Raw genomic sequence first — 18,946 nt, 5'->3', positions numbered from 1 at the left:
TAGGAAAAATATTTCTGTTATTATTTTCCTAATCCTGCTGATATTCTTTCTTTATTTAAATTTTATAGGAGAAAAAGTGCTAATCTCCTGATAATTAAAGGACTCCTTTGGTACTGGGAAGTTGGTTTATATTTCTCGGATCCCGCATGACCGCCATTTTGATAGCGCGCGCCAAAGCCTTGAAAATAGCCTCAATCTTATGATGCTCATTTCCACCTTCAGCTTTGATATTCAGGTTACACTTTGCTGTGTCTGAGAATGATTTGAAGAAGTGATAGAACATTTCAGTGGGCATATCGCCAACTTTCTCTCGCTTAAATTCCGCATCCCATACTATCCATGGTCTACCCCCAAAGTCTATGGAAACTTGTGCCAGGACATCGTCCATTGGCAAAAGGAAACCATACCTATAAATACCTTTTTTGTCTCCCAAAGCCTTCAAATAAGCCTCTCCAAGAGCAAGAGCAGTATCTTCAATCGTGTGGTGCTCGTCTATATGCAAGTCACCGTTTACTTTGATTTCCAGGTCAGTGCTGCCATGCTTTCCGAGTTGCTCCAGCATGTGGTCAAAGAAATGTAAGCCTGTTTTGATATCGCATTGTCCACTTCCATCCAGATTTAATTTGATATAAATATCTGTCTCGGAAGTTTTTCTACTTACTTCTGCAGCGCGGGGAGGCATTTTCAAAAACTCGTAGATGACATCCCAATCCTTTGTGCTTAAAGCTGCCCTTTCAGTTGCTTCTCCTATGAAAATGGCCTTTGCTCCCAAATTCTCAGCTAGCTTCACGTCTGTGAGTCGATCACCGATCACATAGGAATTTGCTAAATCATATTCCTCTGAAAAATACTGTGTCAATAGGCCAGTGTTTGGCTTTCGAGTTGGTGCATTTTCATGCTCAAAGGTTTTGTCTACATGGATTTCTTTGAAGAAAATATTTTCCTGTTCCAGTGTTTTTAACATTTTAAACTGAGCCGGCCAGAAGGTGCTTTCAGGAAACGATTCTGTACCCAAACCATCTTGATTGGTGACCATTACCAGTTCAAAGTCCGTATCTTCAGCGATCTTGCGAAGGTTAGAAATAGCCTTAGGCAAAAACTCTAATTTCTCTAAGCTATCAACCTGATAATCAGTAGGCGGTTCTTTGATGATAGTACCATCTCTGTCAATAAAAAGTACTTTCTTTTTCATCATTTATAGATTAAAGCTTTCTGTATAGATTTTCTTCAGAGCTTTGATAAAGGCCTCATTTTCAGATCTTGTTCCCACAGAAATCCGAAGACATTCCTCACAGAGTTGAACTTTGGACCGGTTTCTTACGATAATTTTTTCTTCTATTAAATCATCGTACACATGACTTGCATTTGGGATTTTAACCAAAAGGAAATTTGCATGCGAAGGATGGATTTTCTCTACAAAATCCAGTTGGCTCAACTCATTCTTGAGAAATTCTCGCTCCTGTAGCATATCTGCTATCATGGAATTTACCTTATCCACCTTTTGAATAGATGCTAAAACAGTCTGCTGTGTAAGTCCGGAAATATTATACGGAGGCTTGATACGATTCAGTATTTTGATCAATTGCTTGCTCGCAAATGCCATCCCAAGTCTCAATGATGCAAGCCCCCAAGCTTTGGAAAAAGTCTGCATTACAATAAGATTACCATGTTCACCCAAATGCGTAGTGAAACTCGGCTCATCACTAAAATCTATGTAAGCTTCATCCACAACTACTAACCCATTAAATTCTCCTAATAGACGAAGAATATCTTTTCTATTTACTTTATTCCCGCTTGGGTTATTTGGTGAGCAGACAAAAATAATCTTTGTGTTTTTATCCACAGTTCGTAGTATTAGATCTGTCTGTATTTGGAAGTCTGCTGTGAGTGGGACTTTTCGGGTTTCCACGTCGTTGATGCCAGCACTGACTTCATACATCCCATAGGTAGGAGGTAGCAGGATTACATTGTCTATACCTGGATTACAAAATGCTCTGAAGAGCAAATCTATTGCTTCGTCAGACCCATTTCCCAAGAATATTTGGGAAGGTTTTACATGTTTGATTTTAGCTATTTCAGCTTTTAATTCAAGCTGATAGGGATCTGGATAGCGGTTATGATCCTCATCTGTAATAGATCCATAGGGGTTTTCATTTGCATCAAGAAATATTCCTTCCTTGCCGGTATATTCATCACGGGCGGATGTATAAGGCTGAAGGTTCGCGATGTGTGGTCTGAGTAATGGGGTCAAGTCAAACTTCATTTCTTCAGTTTTTTGAGATGTTTGAGTCTTATTGATACGGCGTTTTTGTGTGCATCCAGCAGTTCATTTTCTGCCATGATTTCTATGGTTGGTCCTATATTTTTTAAGCCTTCAGGACTTATCTTCTGATAGGTAATTTTCTTTACAAAGCTATCAAGAGATACGCCGCTGTAATTTCTGGCGTACCCATAGGTCGGTAAAGTATGGTTCGTACCTGATGCATAGTCGCCAGCTGATTCGGGAGTATAATTACCTATGAAAACGGACCCTGCATTATATACTGCTTCTACTGCTTTATCTTCATCTATTACGCTGATGATAAGGTGCTCTGGAGCATAGAAGTTGATTAGTTCCATAGCTTCTTCCAGGCTGTCTATGATTACCGCACGGGAATTTGACAAAGCCTTTTTTGCAATATCCTTTCTGAGTAAATCCTCCAGCTGTTCATCCATTTCTTTGATGACACGCTTCGCAAATTTATCCGAATCTGTAACCAAAATAACCTGACTATCCACACCATGCTCGGCTTGGGAAAGTAAGTCTGCCGCCACAAATGCTGGATTAGCAGAATCATCTGCGTACACCAAAACTTCTGATGGACCTGCAGGCATGTCTATCGCCACACCGTACTTGGTACACGTTTGTTTGGCAGCTGTCACAAATTGATTTCCAGGGCCAAAGATCTTATCCACCTTTGGTACGCTTTCAGTTCCAAAAGTCATAGCTGCAATAGCCTGAGCTCCACCAACTTTGACAATTTTGGTAATCCCAATCAGTGCTGCTGTGTAAAGTATCGCGGGATGAATTTTACCCTCTTTATTTGGCGGAGAGCAAAGTACAATCTCCTTGCATCCTGCCAAGACTGCTGGAATTCCTAGCATCAATACGGTGCTGAAAAGTGGTGCTGTACCACCAGGTATATACAAACCTACTTTTTGGATTGGAACGCTTTTTCTGCTACACACTACTCCTGGCATCACTTCTTCGATCAATTCAGGAGTAGCCTGACCCATATGGAATCGCTCGATATTAGATTTTGCTACTTCAATAGCTTCTTTTAGAGCCGGAGATAATGCTGCAGAAGCAGCTTGGATTTCTATTTCAGAGGGAAATAAGGATTCTAATTCCACGTGATCGTATTCCATTGCGAATTTGAAAAGGGCTTTATCGCCATTTCTTTTCACTTTGCGCAGGATTGGTTTTACGATTTTATTTATCTGCTTGGTTTTAAAGGCAGGCCGGGCCAGTTGCTTTTTCCAAGTATCCTTAGCGGGGTTGTCAAGGATTTTCATTTGTTTGACGTTAAGTAGAAAGTTTTGCTTGACGCAATTAAAGAATCATCTTTTCAATTGGCACGACGAGAATTCCCTCTGCACCTGCAGCTCTGAGTTCCTCGATGTTTTCCCAGAATTGGTCTTCGTTTAACACTGAATGGACAGAGGACCATCCCTTCTGTGCCAATGGCAAAATAGTTGGACTTCGCATTCCAGGGATCAAATTAGTGATCTTTTCAATAGATTCGTTTGGAGCATTTAGCAAAACATATTTGCTGCTTTTACCTTTTTGAACGGCATTGATTCTAAAAAGCAGTTTGTCAGAGATTTCTTTTTTCCAATCGGCCAGGTCATTATTTGCAATTAGAACTGCTTCAGATTTGAAAATTTCCTCCACTTCTTTAAGTCCATTCATCATGAGCGTGGAACCGGAGCTTACAATGTCGCAGATTCCTTCAGCCAGGCCAATGCTTGGAGCAATCTCTACAGACCCGGAGATTTCGTGAATATCGGCATTGATGTTTTTGCTTTTGAGGTAGTCGCCGAGGATTTTAGGATAAGAGGTGGCTATGTTTTTTCCTTCGAAAAATTCCACTCCTGAATATTCCTGACCTTTCGAGATAGCTAAAGAGAGTCTGCATTTTGAAAATCCCAAAGCCTTGAGAGTAGTGACATTTTTGTCTTTTTCTACTACCTCATTTTGGCCCACTATACCCAAATCAGCTACTCCATCTGCAACATATCCTGGGATGTCGTCATCCCGAAGAAACAAGAATTCAATTGGGAAATTTGTGGAGGTAGACTTGAGTTTACCTGTTCCGTTGTAAAATTTGATGCCGCATTCTTTGATGAGGCTCAGTGAATCGTCTGATAATCTGCCGCTTTTTTGTACAGCAATACGGATTATTTTTTCCATGGTCGTAAGTTACGCTAAGAAGTAAAAGATTGTAAGTATTTTGGGGAAAAGCGGAATCCCTATCATCGGCTTCACCGGGTGTGTAAAAATATTCCTCAGGAGGAATGATGGAAATGGTGCATCAAGTTGCCTTGATGTGCTGTTGCCAAAAAATCAATATTTCTATTGGTGTTTTCCATTATCATTGGCAAAGATAGGAGGTCATTTAGGAAATGCAAATGAGCAGTCACGTTTTTGAAAATTAACGTTGGGTATTTTGAGCTTTAGCTTAGTTACCTTTTTCCATGAGGGATTCCAAAATTTCATAATTGCCTTTCAGGGCGTCTGAAATAGCTTTATCCCAATCTGCCTGAATATCTTTATTGATACCATTCCGCGTCTGACCATCGTAAAAGTCCTGCAAATGATTCATTTCCCGGTAAGCATCCAAATAAATGTCGTTAAGAGTCGCCTCGAACAAATAGGGCTCTTTGTCCATCTGATTCAATTTTATTATCATTCTATCAGCAGCTATCCGGGTAAGGTCAAAATGCCTTTGCTCATGGTTATTGGCATATGCGTTCGCATCTTTTACCCAAGATTGATCTGGGATCATATATACTTTGATATCTATCGTCTGTACTATCTCTCCGTTTACGATAGCGGCATTTCCTGCGATAGACATGCTACTGAAGATAGTAGCGTTATACGAACTGCGCGGTGTAATTGGCCCAATAAAATCATCCCAAGTCAATGGTCTATCCGGATCATAGAATACCGTGTCTGAGTCGCTTGCTCTGATAGGATCCAGAATATTCAGCCGTATTGACTTAGCCAGTAGGCGATTGCTAAGACTTTGTGAGCCTATCCAATCATCGAAGTATTGCCAGCTGTTATCAAATAGTTTCTGAATAGATGGCTCAATGGTTTGGCTCTGAGAAGACGATCTTGTATAGTTGAATTTGCTGCTGAAATCCACCAGATTAATAGGGTCTTGTTCGCTCATTAAGAAGAAGCCCAGTTTTAATTCCACCTCCCCCTTGTAGGCTCTGCGATCCGTCAGATAGATTTCTTCTAAATCCAGAGAATAGATTTTGACCAATATACGGTGACTTGGAGATGAGGAGGTTTTAATTTTTGAGTTATAAAAATGTAGCACTTCCTTTTCAAAATTTTCCCCGAAAGTCAGAATATGTTTATTTCGCTGCGCATCGTGAAGAAAGCCAAGAGATTTGTCAATTCTGGAATCTATCGCTTTTTCAAATTGATAATTACGGCTTTCAACTGGGTTCTTCTCAGGGTTCAATTTTAAAATTATATCCTGACCAACGCAGATGCCCACTGAAATTGCAATACTAACTACAGTCAACAGAAAATATTTCATGCTTGGAAAACGACTTTCCCATTTAAAAGTTAGATCAAATGAAATCTATAATGGTTCACCGCTGATTTGACGATTTAAAGCAAATGAATTTCTTTCTAAGATTATTCTGAATAAATTATTGTCAGAATTCTTACCGCAGCACACTTACTAATCTTGCCAATAATGATATTTGACCCAGATGATAGATGTCGTGATGCAATACACCTAGTATCAATTCATAATACGTGTAGTTTTTATCATTGAACTGCTCATCGAAAATGGCCTCATCCATAGTTGACAAATAGGTCAGCCAAGAATCCTGCGACTGATTGAGTCGATCCAATGTCTTTTTCCATTCTATCTGAGATGGTTCCGATATAGGTAGGAAAAAATTATGACTTGGGCTGGTGTATTTTTTCTCATGAATGCCTTCAAGAACCATTTCTCGCCAACTGATGAGATGATTTAAAATTTCCCAGATGGAATTGGCGTCGGGAGTAAATTTAAAGGCAGCCTGATTGGGAGAAAGCTGAGCTAGTTTATCCACAAAATTTACTCCCAACCATGGATCTTGGTTGTACTGTTTAGCAAAAAGGCTCTGGATTCGTTGTGATTCCTTCATTAGTTTAAGTTCACTAGGTGTTAGATATGCTTAATCTAAGAAACTAACTTTTCGAATAAAAATCAGTGTAAAAAAAAGAAGTGCAGCTTTGACTGCACTTCGATTTCAGTTTTGTAGGTATTATTTAAACAGCATCGGTGCAAAAATAGCTAAGTAATCTCTCCAATTTGCCCAAGTGTGCCCGCCTGCACTTTCGTGGTATTCGTGCTCAAAATCTGTTTTTTCCAGAATTGAAAGCAAACGCTTATTAGAATCCATTACAAAATCATCGACTCCACAGGCCACCCAGTATTTGGTCACTCCACTAGCTTTCAAAGCTTTGAATTTTTCCTCCAAAGCAGCCATGTCTGCATTTGCATCGAAAATACCAGAACTGAATACACCTATGTAATCGAAAGTTCCAGGGTATTCTATCGTCGCAGTAATTGTGTGGCCTCCGCCCATTGACAAGCCTGCAAGAGCTCTTCCTTCTTTGGTTTTGATAACACGGTAGTTTTTCTCTATGTAAGGTACCACGTCTTCAACCAGACTCTTTTCAAATTTTCCCTGGAACTGTGCATAATTTTCTCGGGTGATGGCTCCAATTCCAGACTTATTTTTTAAAGTACTGGTCTGCCATGCATTTCCGTTGGTCATGACAATTAGCATTGGCTTTGCTTTACCTTCGGCAATTAAGTTGTCCAAAATATAGTTTGCTCTACCAAGTGCTGACCATGCGTCTTCATCTCCACCGGCACCATGCAATAGATATAAGACTGGATAGCTTTGTGAGTCGGTTTCATACCCTGGGGGAGTATAGACATACATTCTTCGATAGCTATCCAAAGATGGTGACTCATACCAAACCTTCGATAAATTTCCATGCGGAGTATCATTCAGCTCAAAAACCTTTGATCCTTCGCCAGGCACGATCAGCAAACTAGCATATCTAGTTCCATCTCTGAGTGCTTCAGGATTGGTAGGATCAATCGCTGATACTCCGTCGATGAAAAAATTGTAATGATACATCGAGGATTCCAATGGGTCTATTTTCACTGCCCAAACGCCATTTTCGGCTTTAGTCAAAGGTAACTTATCGCGGAACCCCATCCAGCTCCCATTAAGTTCTACTTTGTTGGCGTCTGGAGAAAACACCCGAAAAGTTACTGAGTTGTCCGCACCAATTTCTGGGGAAACGACTTGCGGGGCTTGCATGGCAGATATTTCCTGCGCATTTGTTACGTATGAACTGCCAAATAAAAGAATGGCAGCCATCGATAGTTTAATAGATTTTAGATTCATGATTTTGGGTTATTTTATTGAAAGCATTAGTGTGCATGTTCCCTAAATACATTTGATATATGAGGGAGAGCGATGTAAAGTGCGGAATTCCAGTATTCCCACGTATGTCCACCATCTCTAATTCGAAGTTGGAACGGAATGTTTTTCTTTTGTAAGGCCGCAATAAATTCAAGGTTAGGAGTTAAGGTGAAGTCATCATCCCCACAATCGATAAACCAGTTCACCGTTTTGAGATTTTCAACATCCTCTTCAGACGCATTAAGTAGCATTTTCACTGTGTTATTGTCTTCTACAATTTTTTGACGTTTCTCTGTTTCCGGATCATTGCGGTCGAGAAAAGGCAGATCCATTCTATACATATAACTGCTCATCGCATAAGCAGCGCTAAACATTTCAGGATGATGCTGCGCGTACACTAATGAACCACCACCACCCATCGATAATCCAGCTACGGCCCGATGGTTTTTGTCAGCGATTACTCGATAGTTGGATTCTATATAAGGAATCAATTCTTCAAAGAAGTAGTCCTCGTATCTCCATTCGGAATCATTGAAATAATTCATATGGACTTTTCCAGCTTCAGGACAAACGATAATCATCTCAGTTGCTTCCTTCGAATCGATGAGCTGATTGGCAGCTGCAGCTAGATGTCCCTTCTCAGGCCAAGCAGTGTGCGTATCTCCGCCGCCATGCAGGAGGTAGAGCACTGGATAATTTTTATCTGGATTATTTGCGTAGTTCTTGGGTAAGTAAACTGCAAACTCCCGGTCTTGACCTAATATTTCACTTGGCATGGAAGCGTATTCCATTTTACCTACAGCAGGCATTTGAGCAATTGCCTGACTTGCCAAAATGCTAAGAAATAGCAGAGCGATTAATTTTTTCATGATCAGTGGATTTGTGTTATACAAACAATAGCCTGCGCATTACTCGAGTCGCAGGCTATTGTTTTATTGGAACAACTGTGGAGCAAACTGTGTAAGATAAACTCTCCAGTTTCTCCAGATGTGACCACCTTCAGATTCCACATATTCATAAGGCATACCCATATCATCCAATTTGGCTCTATTTTCTTTATTGGCATCATAGAGAAAATCAGTTTTGCCTATTGCAATCCAATAGAGTTTGTAGCCATTGTCCATCTGAGTTTTTAGCGTTCCATCAATATCGCTGTAGACATTACTCGTAGCATCTTCCCGAGGCATGATAGCAGCGGAGAATAGCCCCATGTAATCGAAGGTATTTGGATAATATCTAGAAATATGCATCGTATGGTAGCCACCCATGGACAGACCGGCGATAGCGCGATGAGCTTTATCGGCTTTCACCTGATAGTTGGTTTCTACGAATTTGATAATGTCTTTAAAACTTCCCTCATACGTTCCGTCCATAGTTTTCGGGATCATGAACGCCGGCTTGTACATACCTTCATTTCCTTCACCTGGGGCAGCATCTTGGATTACATTGCCATTAGGCATTACCACGATCATTGGTTTAGCTTTCCCTTGTGCTATCAGGTTATCCATGATTTGAGCAGTTCTGCCCAAAGCTATCCAGGCTTCTTCATCCCCACCTGCGCCATGCAGAAGGTAAAGAACAGGAAATTCTTCATTCGATTGCTCGTATCCTGGAGGAGTGTAGATCGTCAGTCTGCGATCCATTCCTAATCCAGGGGAATCATACCATCGACGTGCTACAGTACCATGCGGAACATCTTTCACACGGTATAATGCTGCTTGACCTTCTCCAACTATAAAAACATTGGTAACTGATGCTACATCACGAATCAGAAAAGGATTATTGGGATCTGTTGTTTTTAGTCCATCGACTATAAAGGAGTAACTGTACAATTCCGGTGAAAGCATTTCAGACGTGAAAGACCATATGCCTTTATCATCTTTGGTGAGTTCGGCCTTACCTGGGCCATCCATTTCTCCCATAGGAGTTTCCATTTTCACAGTCGAAAGAAAATCTCCCGTTACGTGAACAGTGCTGGCTGAAGGTGCGAAAATCCGGAATGTGACTGTACTATTTTCATGGATTTCCGGTGAGGTAATTTGCTGAGCGCCAAATAAAGCTTCCTGAGCTTGAGCGTTCATTCCAATAAGGAAAATCGTTAGGAAGGAGAGTAATAAATTTCTTTTCATGAAAAGGATTCTTTGGGATTACAGTTAATTTTTTATTTAAATAAAATCTATTGTGTCACGATGACAATTACTGCAATAATTACCTTTTTTCCAAAAAACCGATCTTGGAGGTAGTTAAATTTTACATTTCTATGAAATGCTTTAGGTAAGAATTCTATTAAGTGATGATGCTAGGAAATTAGCTCTTGTCCGGGATTAGTTCGGCTACATGAATCCTATCGGACAAAATGTGTTCGGAAGTGTACATGAATAAAAATGCCACAAGAATGAAAACAATCTTTTCAAGCTATTTTCAAAATTAAATTTCCTTAACAAAGCATCAGTCATGCAACTTTAAAATCCGGAGAAATAGCCTAAATGTGTCCGCTTGTAATACACTCGGTCAAGATAGTGACCATTTATTGTACAAGTTTTGTTAAAAAATTGTGATCGATTCGGAATTTAATTCTGAATATCTGTTAATAAAGTTAAAAAATAAATATTTAAAAGCTTGTTGGTGAAGAGCACAATCCATTCTTGGTACGAGCTTAGCATAAAGGAAAGCATAACATTAAACCAACAAATTATGAAATCTCTATTAACAGTAGCACTAGTAGGCGCCCTATCTTTTAGCGCATTCGCAGCAAACGCAAGCGAAGATTTGAAAGAACTTTCCACAGTGAATTCTAATTATAAAAAAGTAAATGTAACTCTTAAAGAAGGTGTCGGTTCTGCCAAAATCTCTATCCTTACTCTGGATGGCAGAAATCTCAACAGTAAAAGAGTATATGTTAAAGATGAAAATGTGATGGTTCCGTACGATTTGGAAAGCCTTCCTGTAGGTGAATATCAAGTACGTATCGAGACCAATAATGAAGAGGTAGTCTATACTGTCGAAACAAAAGAAAAACCAATCTCTTCCTCTGATCTTCCTTTGATGGCTTACGGTAAAGCTCTAAACGAGAATACAGTTAGACTTGCAGTAGTCGGTCTTTTGGAACCAGGAGTAAATGTGAAAGTCTATTCTGCTGATTCAGGAAAAGTAATTTACGAAGAGCAAATAGATCAGCCTGAAGGATTTATTAAGAACTTTTCTTTTACAGGATTTAATTCAGACGATGTCTTTATGGAAGTAAAGGACGTTAAAGGAAGAGTAAAAACGCTATACTTCTAAGAGAAGTCTAAACCAACTATAACCACAAGCCCTGGTCTACAAATCAGGGCTTTTTTATGTGCCATAATTAGAAGCCGTTTACAGCCATTTTTTTCTTTTGAAGTATATGAAAGGCAGTATTGCAGAGCAAATCATCGAAATCAATATAATCGGATATCCATAAGCATAGGTCAACTCAGGCATTTTTTGAAAGTTCATTCCATAAACGCCGGCAATAAAAGTTGGGAGAGATATACACACCGTGACGACAGTAAGCATTTTAAAAATATGGTTTTGCTCAAGGTCAATCTTATTCGAGACATTTTCTTTCAGATCGTCCAACCTGTCAAAGTTGAATTGGATGTAATCGGAAATTGCTGTGAGGTCATTCAGTTCAGCTCTCACGCTTTCTTTTAAATCTGCTTTTTTCTCCCAGTCACTTTTTAGATACAGCCTCAACACACGCGTAGTTTCTATAAGTGCCTCTTTAATCAATAGGTTATTGAAGTTATTATGGGTAATGATATCCATGACATCACGGGAAAATTCCTTTTCTATCAGCACATCATTTGCAAGGAATTTTATCTTTCTGCTCAGATTTTCGGTTATATCTGCGAAATAATCAGAGATAAATTCAAATTGAAATTTGAAAATATCATTCAAGCTAGAAGTCTTACGAAGTGTAGAGACTTTGCCAGGATAAATCTCATTGATATATTCATCCAGGTTTGAACTGCTAAAAAGGAATAGCCCAAGTTGGGAAATGATTATGAAAAGCGGCTCTTCAATTAATTTTTTATCCTTATTAAAGTAGGGGATAGAAAAGTGAAAAGCAGCCTGAGATTCATTTTCCAAAAAATGTGAGCTGATTTCTATATCCTCAAAATGCTTCATGATAGTGAAATCAAGTCCATAGTTCTGCTCCAGCCATTTCAAATCGGAATTGCTGTGATCGAGAAACTGCATGATATGAAAATCAAGCTCAGAAACTGATAGCTCGTTTACCGTTTGAGCTTTAATTGACTTTTTGTTTTTGAGGAGGATTTCGATCATGGGTGTTTATTAAGTTTGAAATGGTAATTCAACCCATATTTAAGTTTAAATTATTTTCAACTTTCCTTCTTTTGACTATCCAAAACGCGACCACCATATTTGGAAGCCAACATAGCCAAGCTACCATGTGATAGGCAGGAATAAAGTCTCCATGATGTAAGGTGATCAGAATTGGAAGCCAGATTCTCAAAGTCACAGCAGCAAAACATGAAGCATAGCTAAAGATCATCCAGTTTTCATGTGAATCAAAATCATGTTTTTTGGCAGTAAGCCATCCCATCATCGTGGTCACAAACCAGACAATTCCCAAGCTAACAAATCCTACTATGCTAACCATTCCGCCAGTGGCAAATAGCGCTATATAAATTCCAGAAACACTACTCAAGAATGCAAAAGTGACATATGCCATTCCGATTTTCTTATGAATCTTTCTGTTTCTATCTCTAAAGTTTTTAGGAAACTGAGTCCAACCAATCAATAATGCAAGACCTCCAAAAATTATATGAGTGTAGAATGCAGTATTCCAAGTGGGATTGGTGAGTAATTCTGCAGCTTTGGATTGGAGTAATCCAAAGTTTCTATCGACGATGAAATATAAGATAGGATAAAGGCCAATAGTGATGCACAGTAATGAAAACACCCACCATCGTATCTTTTTAACTATAGTTTTCACGGAAGATAATTAGTTGAACTCAGAATATTTGGGAATGTAGGCCAGGACATAATGGGTCTGAAAATAAAGTTAAGTAAACAATCTCAAAGAATCCCCTGCAACCTCAAATGCTGAATTAGCATAATCGTCTTAGCGTCTTTGATCTCACTGGTATTTATCATTTTTAGCGCTTCTTCATAAGGAATTTCCAACACTTCGATATTTTCCTCTTCATGATCTACTCCGCCTCCTTCACTTACTTTCATATCATTGGAATAAGCAGCGATAAAAAAGTGGAGAATCTCGGTAACTGATCCCGGTGACATATAAGCTTCGAAGACTTTTTTCACATCTTTTACTACATAGCCAGTTTCTTCCTCAGTTTCTCTGCGTATACAATCTTCTGCATTATCCTTGTCCAAAAGTCCAGCACAGGCCTCGATCATCATCCCGGATTCATTACCATTTATATAAGTAGGAAGGCGAAATTGTCGTGTGAGAATGACTGTTTTCTTTTCCTGATTATATAAAAGGATGGTAGCGCCATTTCCCCGGTCATACGCTTCACGATCCTGCGTGATGATTTCACCATTATTCTTGGTGAATTGAAAAGTGATTTTACGAAGTGTGTACCAATTGTCTGAGAGCACTTCAGTATTTAAAAGTTTGATGTCTTTGATCATGGTTTAGTCTTTTGCTAAAAACAAACCCAGAGTTGCTGTCTGGGTTTGTTTGAAAATTTACTAAAAATTGAAACTGTTTACTGACGACTTCCCTCTGCGTGATCCACCATTTTTCCATCTAGTGTCATGTATTCTCCCATGCAATCCGCAGTCATACAAGAATGGACAGGAAGTATTCCAAGAAGATCTCCAACTTTCACTTTGGCGAGCAATTCGTCGGAAGCTTTGATGATGCCATGTTCTTGCGAAATACTTTTTAGAAAGGATTTTTCCTCAGGAATTGTCCAACCGTTTTCATTAAGGTAGACCACTTCCCCAAAATTCTTCAGGCCATTTTCACCTACCAAGACATCTTTGGCCAGATGCACTCCGCCACCATGAACTAGAATTTCCTTTCTATCTTTTTTGATATCAACCACAGGTACCGCTAGGCAAACAGCGATGTCTTCTTTATCGCATCCACCCAGTTCCACTTGCATCAAATCGTAGAAGACAAAATTACCTGGGCCCATCTCATCGATATCACCAAAGTCCTCCATCACTGCACAGCCAGGAGTATCTCCAGTTCGCGTTACCAGCTTAGGGTACTCGGAATTGTATTTATGCTTCAGCATGCTGAGTGCATTTCTGGTTTGCTCATAAAGCGCCGGAATATCCGGCATGTAATAGGAGTGACCTGCATGTAGATAAAAGCCTTTGAAATTAAGTTTGTCCGACTTTTTGGCGATCAGTAAGATCTCTTCGATCAAACCGAAGTCAGATACTTCAACACCGGTTCTGCCATATCCAGCATCGATTTCAATAAAAAAACCAACGGGATGTTCTAATTGATCCACCAGCATTTGTGCAGTTGGCGCATTAATTAGTTGGACTGAAATGGATTGTCTTTCAGCAATCTTATTAAGCTTTGGAATCTCAAGAGGATTGAATGGGAATGCGATATGTATATTCACCCAACCTTGCCCTGTCAGGTATTCTGCCATTTTAATCGAGGAAGCAGTCACTTCGGTAATATTATATTCCTTTGCCCAATCGCCGATTTGATGAGATTGGGCGGTTTTGAAATGCGGAACAAGCTTCATCTCGTGACGTGCAGCTTTATCGGCCATACGTTTGATATTTGCACGGCAGATTTTTTCGTCAAGAAGTAATGTAGGTGAGGATATTTGATCAAGGTAGCTCATTAGTAATTGTTGAGTTATTAAAAATTTTATTGAAAGTAGTAAAGATTTATGAAGTGAAAAATACGACTTACGAGATTACCGATGAGTGGAATTATTTTTATATGTCTATAATTTTCCAAATTAGACATAATTGAAATTGCTCATTGGCACCGTTGCGGGAGATTTTCAGAAGTGAGAAATTCTCGTACCAATGCAGGTAACACCATCAATTCTGTTAATTTTGTCACCCAATTAAAATGGCTGTAGATCGGCCTAAATAGCATTCTTAATTGCCTCAAAACCTTCATGGAAGCAAAGAAAATACGGAGCACCTTTATTGAGTTTTTCCAATCCAAACAGCATCATTACGTTCCTTCATCACCTATTGTGGTCAAAAACGACCCAACCCTGATGTTTACAAATGCGGGAATGAATCAGTTCAAAGACGCATTTCTAGGTAATGAAATAGTTAAATATTCCCGTGTCGCCAATTCACAGAAATGCCTTAGAGTGAGCGGTAAGCACAATGATCTCGAGGAAGTTGGAGTAGATACCTATCACCATACCATGTTTGAGATGCTAGGCAACTGGTCTTTTGGAGATTACTTCAAAAAAGAGGCAATCGAGTGGGCTTGGGAATTATTGACTGAGGTATATGGACTTGATAAAGACAGATTATATGTATCGGTATTCCAAGGCGATTCTGGCGATAACCTAAGTATTGATCAGGAAGCCTATGATCTTTGGAAAGCGATAGTTCCGGAGGACCGTATTATTATGGGTTCCAAGAAGGATAACTTCTGGGAAATGGGCGATGTCGGACCTTGTGGACCTTGTTCGGAAATTCACATTGACCTAAGACCGGATGGAGAGCGTGCTCAAATAGCAGGTAAGGATCTGGTAAACAACGATCACGAACAAGTGATCGAGATTTGGAATTTGGTATTTATGCAGTTCAATAGAGTTTCAGATGGATCTTTGAAGCCATTGCCTGCTACCCATGTGGATACAGGAATGGGCTTTGAGCGATTGGTAAGAGCTATCCAGCATAAAACATCCAATTACGATACGGATTTATTTGCACCATTCTTGGCTGCTTTGGCAAAGAAATCAGGCAAGGTCTACGGCGAAGATTTGCCGACTGACATTGCATTCCGAGTGATCGTGGATCATATCCGTGCGATTTCCTTTACCATCGCCGATGGGCAATTGCCATCCAATAACAAAGCTGGCTATGTAATTAGAAGAATCCTGAGAAGAGCTGTTCGTTATGGATATACCTTCTTAGGTTTCCACGAACCGTTTCTATATGAGTTGACAAGTCTGATCGCTGATAATTTCGGAGATATTTTCCCTGAAGTGAGGCAGCAGCAAGAGTTTATATCCAAAGTGATTTTCGAAGAGGAAACTTCCTTCCTTCGTACTTTGGATAACGGCTTGAAAATGCTAGATCAGATTAAGGCTGAATTGAATGAGAAAGGTGAAAATGTAATTCCAGGCAAAACAGCTTTTGAACTTTATGATACTTTCGGTTTTCCGCTGGATCTAACTTCATTGATCGCCCGAGAAAGCAGACTTTCATTGGATGAGAAAGGCTTTGCGCAGGAAATGGAAGCGCAAAAGACTCGTTCCCGCGCAGCATCCGAATCAGAAACTGGCGATTGGGTCATCGTGAACGAAGATAACGGTGTTGAATTTGTGGGTTATGACTATCTCAAAGCACACGCTCAGATTATAAAGTATCGCGTGATCTCCGATAAGAAAGGCGACAAGTATCAGTTAGTTTTGGATAAAACTCCATTTTATGCAGAAAGTGGAGGTCAGGTAGGAGATACAGGTGTGCTGATTTCTGATACCGAAACAGTCAAAGTAATTGACACAAAGAAGGAGAATGACTTGATCGTTCATTTTGTGGAAAAGCTTCCCGCAAATCCAGCAGCTCAGTTCGGTGCTGAAGTCGATGCAGAAAAACGCTTTTTAACCGAGAATAATCACACAGCTACGCATTTGCTTCAGGCTGCATTGAAAGAGGTTCTTGGAGATCATATTCAGCAGCGAGGTTCCTTAGTGAATCAGAATTTGCTTCGCTTTGATTTCTCTCATTTCAGCAAATTAACCGATGAGGAAATCTCAAAAGTTGAGGATATAGTAAATGAGAAAATCAGACAGAATATTCCGCTTTTAGAGCAAAGAAATGTGCCGATAGATGAAGCAAGAGGTCAAGGAGCTACGGCGCTTTTCGGAGAAAAATATGGAGACTTTGTGCGTGTGGTTACATTTGATAAAGATTTCTCCGTAGAACTTTGTGGAGGAACGCACGTGCCTCAGACTAGTAAGATTGGATTATTCAAGATCGTTTCTGAAGGTTCCAGCGCGTCCGGTGTCCGAAGAATCGAAGCTATTACAGCAAAGGCTGCTGAGGAATATTTCCGTAAGCAGGAGAGCTTGGTGAAGGAAATTCAGGAATTGCTGAAGAATCCCAAGGATCTGATGAAGTCAATTGAGTCTTTGCTTGAGGAGAGGAATGATCTAAAAAAAGAAATTGAGGCTTTGCATTTGGAGAAAGCTTCTGGCGTGAAAGTCGAATTGCTCAAGCAGTTTAAAGCTGGTGAAGGTATCAATACCTTGATAGCCCAAGTGGAACTTCCAAATGCGGATTCTTTAAAGAAACTGGCTTATGAGCTGAAAAATGAAATGGAGCATGCTTTTGTGATTTTAGCTGCCAAAGTCGATGATAAACCACAAATCGCTGTTATTATTGACGAAGGATTAATTTCAAGCAAAAATCTAAATGCTGGTCAAATAGTAAGAGAACTAGCTAAGGAAATCCAAGGTGGAGGGGGTGGTCAAGCATTTTTTGCCACTGCTGGAGGAAAAAATCTAGCTGGACTAGAAAATGTAGTAACCAAAGCCAAGGAGTTATATCTTTAGAAATCAGAAAAACAAGCGCGGATGCTAAGTGAAGAATTAAAGAATAAATATCAGTTAGTGATCGGTCTTGAGGTGCATGCGCAGCTTTTGACTGAGAGTAAGATGTTTGCCGCTGATGCCAATGAGTATGGAAAAGCTCCAAATACTCAGATTTCTGCTATCACTCTTGGACACCCTGGCACTCTGCCCAAGGTAAATAGAAAGGCAATTGCTTATGCCATCAAGATGGGATTGGCTTGTAATTCTGAAATTACCAAACATAATGTCTTTGCCCGCAAAAATTACTTTTACCCTGATCTTCCAAAGGGCTACCAGCTCACTCAGGACAAAGGTCCTATCTGTGTAGGAGGGACTGTTCCAATTCAGCTAGCTGACGGCCGCAAAAAGGATGTGATTCTGAATCGCGTGCATATGGAAGAAGATGCTGGCAAATCGATTCACCTAGCGGAAGAGGCTGATACTTTGGTGGATTTCAATCGTGCCGGTACTCCACTGATAGAAATCGTAACTGAACCGGATATTCATAGTCCAGAGGAGGCGTATGCTTTCCTTGCTGAGGTGAAAAAGCTGGTGAAATACCTTGAAATCTGTGATGGCAATATGGAGGAAGGTTCGCTTCGCTGCGATGCCAATGTTTCCGTGATGTTGAAGGGCTCAACCGAGTTGGGAAAAAAAGTGGAAGTGAAGAACATGAATTCCTTCCGCAATGTTTTCCGTGCTATAGAGCATGAGCATGAGCGTCTGATAGGTTTGATAGAGGCAGGTGAAGAGGTGATCTCCGAAACCAGAACTTTTGATGCTAATACCGGACTCACTGCCAGTATGCGTACCAAAGAGGATTTGAATGATTACCGCTATTTCCCTGAGCCAGACTTGAGTCCTGTAGTGATTTCCGATGAATGGCTGAATGCTGTTAAAGGCACCATGCCCGTTTTGCCGAGAGATCTACACAAGAAGTTTGTGCATGAATATGGCCTTCCAGTCTACGATGCGAGCTTTTTGACGGAGGCAAAGGAAGTTGCTTTGTGGTTTGATGAGCTTTGCTCCAAAACCCAAAACTATAAAGCAGCGTCTAACTGGATGATGGGTCCACTGAAATCGTACTTAAACGGACAATCGGTTACCATTACAGATTTTCCCATTAGTACGGATTCCTTAGCAGCATTGATCACTTTGGTCGATGCAGGAAAAGTAAGCAATACGGCAGCATCTCAAAATCTATATCCCGAGATGCTCAAGAGTACTACAGAATCACCGTTAGAAATAGCGCAGCGTCTGAACCTAATTCAAGAGAGCGACGAATCATCTCTAAAACCAATTGTGGAAGAAGTATTGTCTGCAAATGCTGCGAAGGTGAAAGAGTACAAATCAGGCAAAAAAGGGTTGATGGGCTTATTTATGGGCCAAGTGATGAAACAATCCAAAGGTAAAGCTGATCCTAAAGTCGCTACAAAATTATTGACAGAATTATTAGAGAAATAACCCAT

Annotated in this window: 16 protein-coding genes; 3 read left to right on the top strand and 13 right to left on the bottom strand. The window is 40.0% G+C overall.

The window, feature by feature from the left end; genetic code table 11:
• Positions 1 to 94: 94 nt before the first annotated feature.
• The 9 genes from hisB to AACZ73_RS16420 all read right to left on the bottom strand — a co-directional run bounded on the left by hisB (position 95) and on the right by AACZ73_RS16420 (position 9,845).
• Positions 95 to 1,192 (bottom strand): bifunctional histidinol-phosphatase/imidazoleglycerol-phosphate dehydratase HisB, encoded by a 1,098-nt coding sequence (gene hisB, locus AACZ73_RS16460; RefSeq protein WP_339879527.1) that lies wholly within the window; start codon positions 1,190 to 1,192, stop codon positions 95 to 97.
• Between the two features lie 3 nt (positions 1,193 to 1,195).
• Positions 1,196 to 2,263 carry a histidinol-phosphate transaminase gene (gene hisC / locus AACZ73_RS16455; protein ID WP_339879526.1) on the bottom strand — a complete coding sequence of 356 codons (1,068 nt, stop codon included), beginning with the start codon at positions 2,261 to 2,263 and terminating at the stop codon, positions 1,196 to 1,198.
• Entirely contained in the window at positions 2,260 to 3,555 is a 1,296-nt protein-coding gene (gene hisD / locus AACZ73_RS16450) for a histidinol dehydrogenase (RefSeq protein ID WP_339879525.1), read from the bottom strand. The genes hisC and hisD overlap by 4 nt, the downstream gene beginning before the upstream one ends.
• 37 nt (positions 3,556 to 3,592) lie before the next feature.
• A complete protein-coding gene (hisG, locus tag AACZ73_RS16445) occupies positions 3,593 to 4,453 on the bottom strand; it encodes an ATP phosphoribosyltransferase (RefSeq protein ID WP_339879523.1) in 861 nt (286 codons plus the stop codon).
• Between the two features lie 268 nt (positions 4,454 to 4,721).
• Positions 4,722 to 5,816, bottom strand: a complete 1,095-nt coding sequence (locus AACZ73_RS16440) for a hypothetical protein (RefSeq protein WP_339879521.1) — start codon at positions 5,814 to 5,816, stop codon at positions 4,722 to 4,724.
• Between the two features lie 130 nt (positions 5,817 to 5,946).
• Positions 5,947 to 6,417, bottom strand: a complete 471-nt coding sequence (locus tag AACZ73_RS16435) for a DinB family protein (RefSeq protein ID WP_339879520.1) — start codon at positions 6,415 to 6,417, stop codon at positions 5,947 to 5,949.
• A gap of 120 nt (positions 6,418 to 6,537) precedes the next feature.
• Positions 6,538 to 7,698 (bottom strand): alpha/beta hydrolase-fold protein, encoded by a 1,161-nt coding sequence (locus AACZ73_RS16430; protein ID WP_339879518.1) that lies wholly within the window; start codon positions 7,696 to 7,698, stop codon positions 6,538 to 6,540.
• 26 nt (positions 7,699 to 7,724) lie between these two features.
• Positions 7,725 to 8,585, bottom strand: a complete 861-nt coding sequence (locus AACZ73_RS16425; RefSeq protein ID WP_339879516.1) for an alpha/beta hydrolase-fold protein — start codon at positions 8,583 to 8,585, stop codon at positions 7,725 to 7,727.
• Between the two features lie 63 nt (positions 8,586 to 8,648).
• Positions 8,649 to 9,845: an alpha/beta hydrolase-fold protein gene (locus tag AACZ73_RS16420; RefSeq protein WP_339879515.1), complete on the bottom strand. Its 1,197-nt coding sequence runs from the start codon at positions 9,843 to 9,845 to the stop codon at positions 8,649 to 8,651.
• Between the two features lie 565 nt (positions 9,846 to 10,410).
• Here AACZ73_RS16420 and AACZ73_RS16415 point away from each other — a divergent pair.
• Positions 10,411 to 10,998 (top strand): hypothetical protein, encoded by a 588-nt coding sequence (locus AACZ73_RS16415; protein WP_339879513.1) that lies wholly within the window; start codon positions 10,411 to 10,413, stop codon positions 10,996 to 10,998.
• A 78-nt stretch (positions 10,999 to 11,076) separates the two neighbouring features.
• Here the strand turns inward: AACZ73_RS16415 and AACZ73_RS16410 are convergent, their stop codons facing one another.
• The 4 genes from AACZ73_RS16410 to AACZ73_RS16395 all read right to left on the bottom strand — a co-directional run bounded on the left by AACZ73_RS16410 (position 11,077) and on the right by AACZ73_RS16395 (position 14,549).
• Positions 11,077 to 12,030, bottom strand: coding sequence for a CorA family divalent cation transporter (locus tag AACZ73_RS16410; RefSeq protein ID WP_339879512.1), 954 nt, complete (start codon positions 12,028 to 12,030; stop codon positions 11,077 to 11,079).
• A gap of 28 nt (positions 12,031 to 12,058) precedes the next feature.
• On the bottom strand, positions 12,059 to 12,703 hold the full coding sequence (locus tag AACZ73_RS16405; protein ID WP_339879510.1) for a DUF2306 domain-containing protein: 645 nt from the start codon (positions 12,701 to 12,703) through the stop codon (positions 12,059 to 12,061).
• Positions 12,704 to 12,786: 83 nt separating this feature from the next.
• The gene (gene nudK, locus AACZ73_RS16400; RefSeq protein WP_339879508.1) at positions 12,787 to 13,365 is read right to left on the bottom strand and encodes a GDP-mannose pyrophosphatase NudK; all 579 of its coding nucleotides are present in this window, start codon (positions 13,363 to 13,365) and stop codon (positions 12,787 to 12,789) included.
• A 77-nt stretch (positions 13,366 to 13,442) separates the two neighbouring features.
• Positions 13,443 to 14,549 carry an alanine racemase gene (locus AACZ73_RS16395; protein ID WP_339879506.1) on the bottom strand — a complete coding sequence of 369 codons (1,107 nt, stop codon included), beginning with the start codon at positions 14,547 to 14,549 and terminating at the stop codon, positions 13,443 to 13,445.
• Positions 14,550 to 14,834: 285 nt separating this feature from the next.
• Here AACZ73_RS16395 and alaS point away from each other — a divergent pair, with 285 nt between their 5' ends.
• Positions 14,835 to 17,459, top strand: a complete 2,625-nt coding sequence (gene alaS / locus AACZ73_RS16390; protein ID WP_339879504.1) for an alanine--tRNA ligase — start codon at positions 14,835 to 14,837, stop codon at positions 17,457 to 17,459.
• A 21-nt stretch (positions 17,460 to 17,480) separates the two neighbouring features.
• On the top strand, positions 17,481 to 18,941 hold the full coding sequence (gatB, locus tag AACZ73_RS16385) for an Asp-tRNA(Asn)/Glu-tRNA(Gln) amidotransferase subunit GatB (RefSeq protein WP_339879502.1): 1,461 nt from the start codon (positions 17,481 to 17,483) through the stop codon (positions 18,939 to 18,941).
• Positions 18,942 to 18,946 lie beyond the last annotated feature (5 nt).

This window comes from uncultured Algoriphagus sp. (assembly GCF_963974835.1).
Taxonomy (GTDB): Bacteria; Bacteroidota; Bacteroidia; order Cytophagales; family Cyclobacteriaceae; genus Algoriphagus.
Note: the sequence above shows the minus strand (reverse complement) of the source record. Positions and strands in the feature narration are given on the sequence as shown.

Excerpts from the sequence above, each read along its gene's own strand:
- hisC (WP_339879526.1), bottom strand. The coding sequence starts at position 2,263 with ATGAAGTTTGACTTGACCCCATTACTCAGACCACACATCGCGAACCTT.
- hisD (WP_339879525.1), bottom strand. The coding sequence starts at position 3,555 with ATGAAAATCCTTGACAACCCCGCTAAGGATACTTGGAAAAAGCAACTG.
- AACZ73_RS16430 (WP_339879518.1), bottom strand. The coding sequence starts at position 7,698 with ATGAATCTAAAATCTATTAAACTATCGATGGCTGCCATTCTTTTATTT.
- AACZ73_RS16435 (WP_339879520.1), bottom strand. The coding sequence starts at position 6,417 with ATGAAGGAATCACAACGAATCCAGAGCCTTTTTGCTAAACAGTACAAC.
- hisB (WP_339879527.1), bottom strand. The coding sequence starts at position 1,192 with ATGAAAAAGAAAGTACTTTTTATTGACAGAGATGGTACTATCATCAAA.
- alaS (WP_339879504.1), top strand. The coding sequence starts at position 14,835 with ATGGAAGCAAAGAAAATACGGAGCACCTTTATTGAGTTTTTCCAATCC.
- AACZ73_RS16420 (WP_339879515.1), bottom strand. The coding sequence starts at position 9,845 with ATGAAAAGAAATTTATTACTCTCCTTCCTAACGATTTTCCTTATTGGA.
- hisG (WP_339879523.1), bottom strand. The coding sequence starts at position 4,453 with ATGGAAAAAATAATCCGTATTGCTGTACAAAAAAGCGGCAGATTATCA.
- AACZ73_RS16395 (WP_339879506.1), bottom strand. The coding sequence starts at position 14,549 with ATGAGCTACCTTGATCAAATATCCTCACCTACATTACTTCTTGACGAA.
- nudK (WP_339879508.1), bottom strand. The coding sequence starts at position 13,365 with ATGATCAAAGACATCAAACTTTTAAATACTGAAGTGCTCTCAGACAAT.
- AACZ73_RS16425 (WP_339879516.1), bottom strand. The coding sequence starts at position 8,585 with ATGAAAAAATTAATCGCTCTGCTATTTCTTAGCATTTTGGCAAGTCAG.
- AACZ73_RS16410 (WP_339879512.1), bottom strand. The coding sequence starts at position 12,030 with ATGATCGAAATCCTCCTCAAAAACAAAAAGTCAATTAAAGCTCAAACG.
- AACZ73_RS16415 (WP_339879513.1), top strand. The coding sequence starts at position 10,411 with ATGAAATCTCTATTAACAGTAGCACTAGTAGGCGCCCTATCTTTTAGC.
- gatB (WP_339879502.1), top strand. The coding sequence starts at position 17,481 with ATGCTAAGTGAAGAATTAAAGAATAAATATCAGTTAGTGATCGGTCTT.
- AACZ73_RS16440 (WP_339879521.1), bottom strand. The coding sequence starts at position 5,816 with ATGAAATATTTTCTGTTGACTGTAGTTAGTATTGCAATTTCAGTGGGC.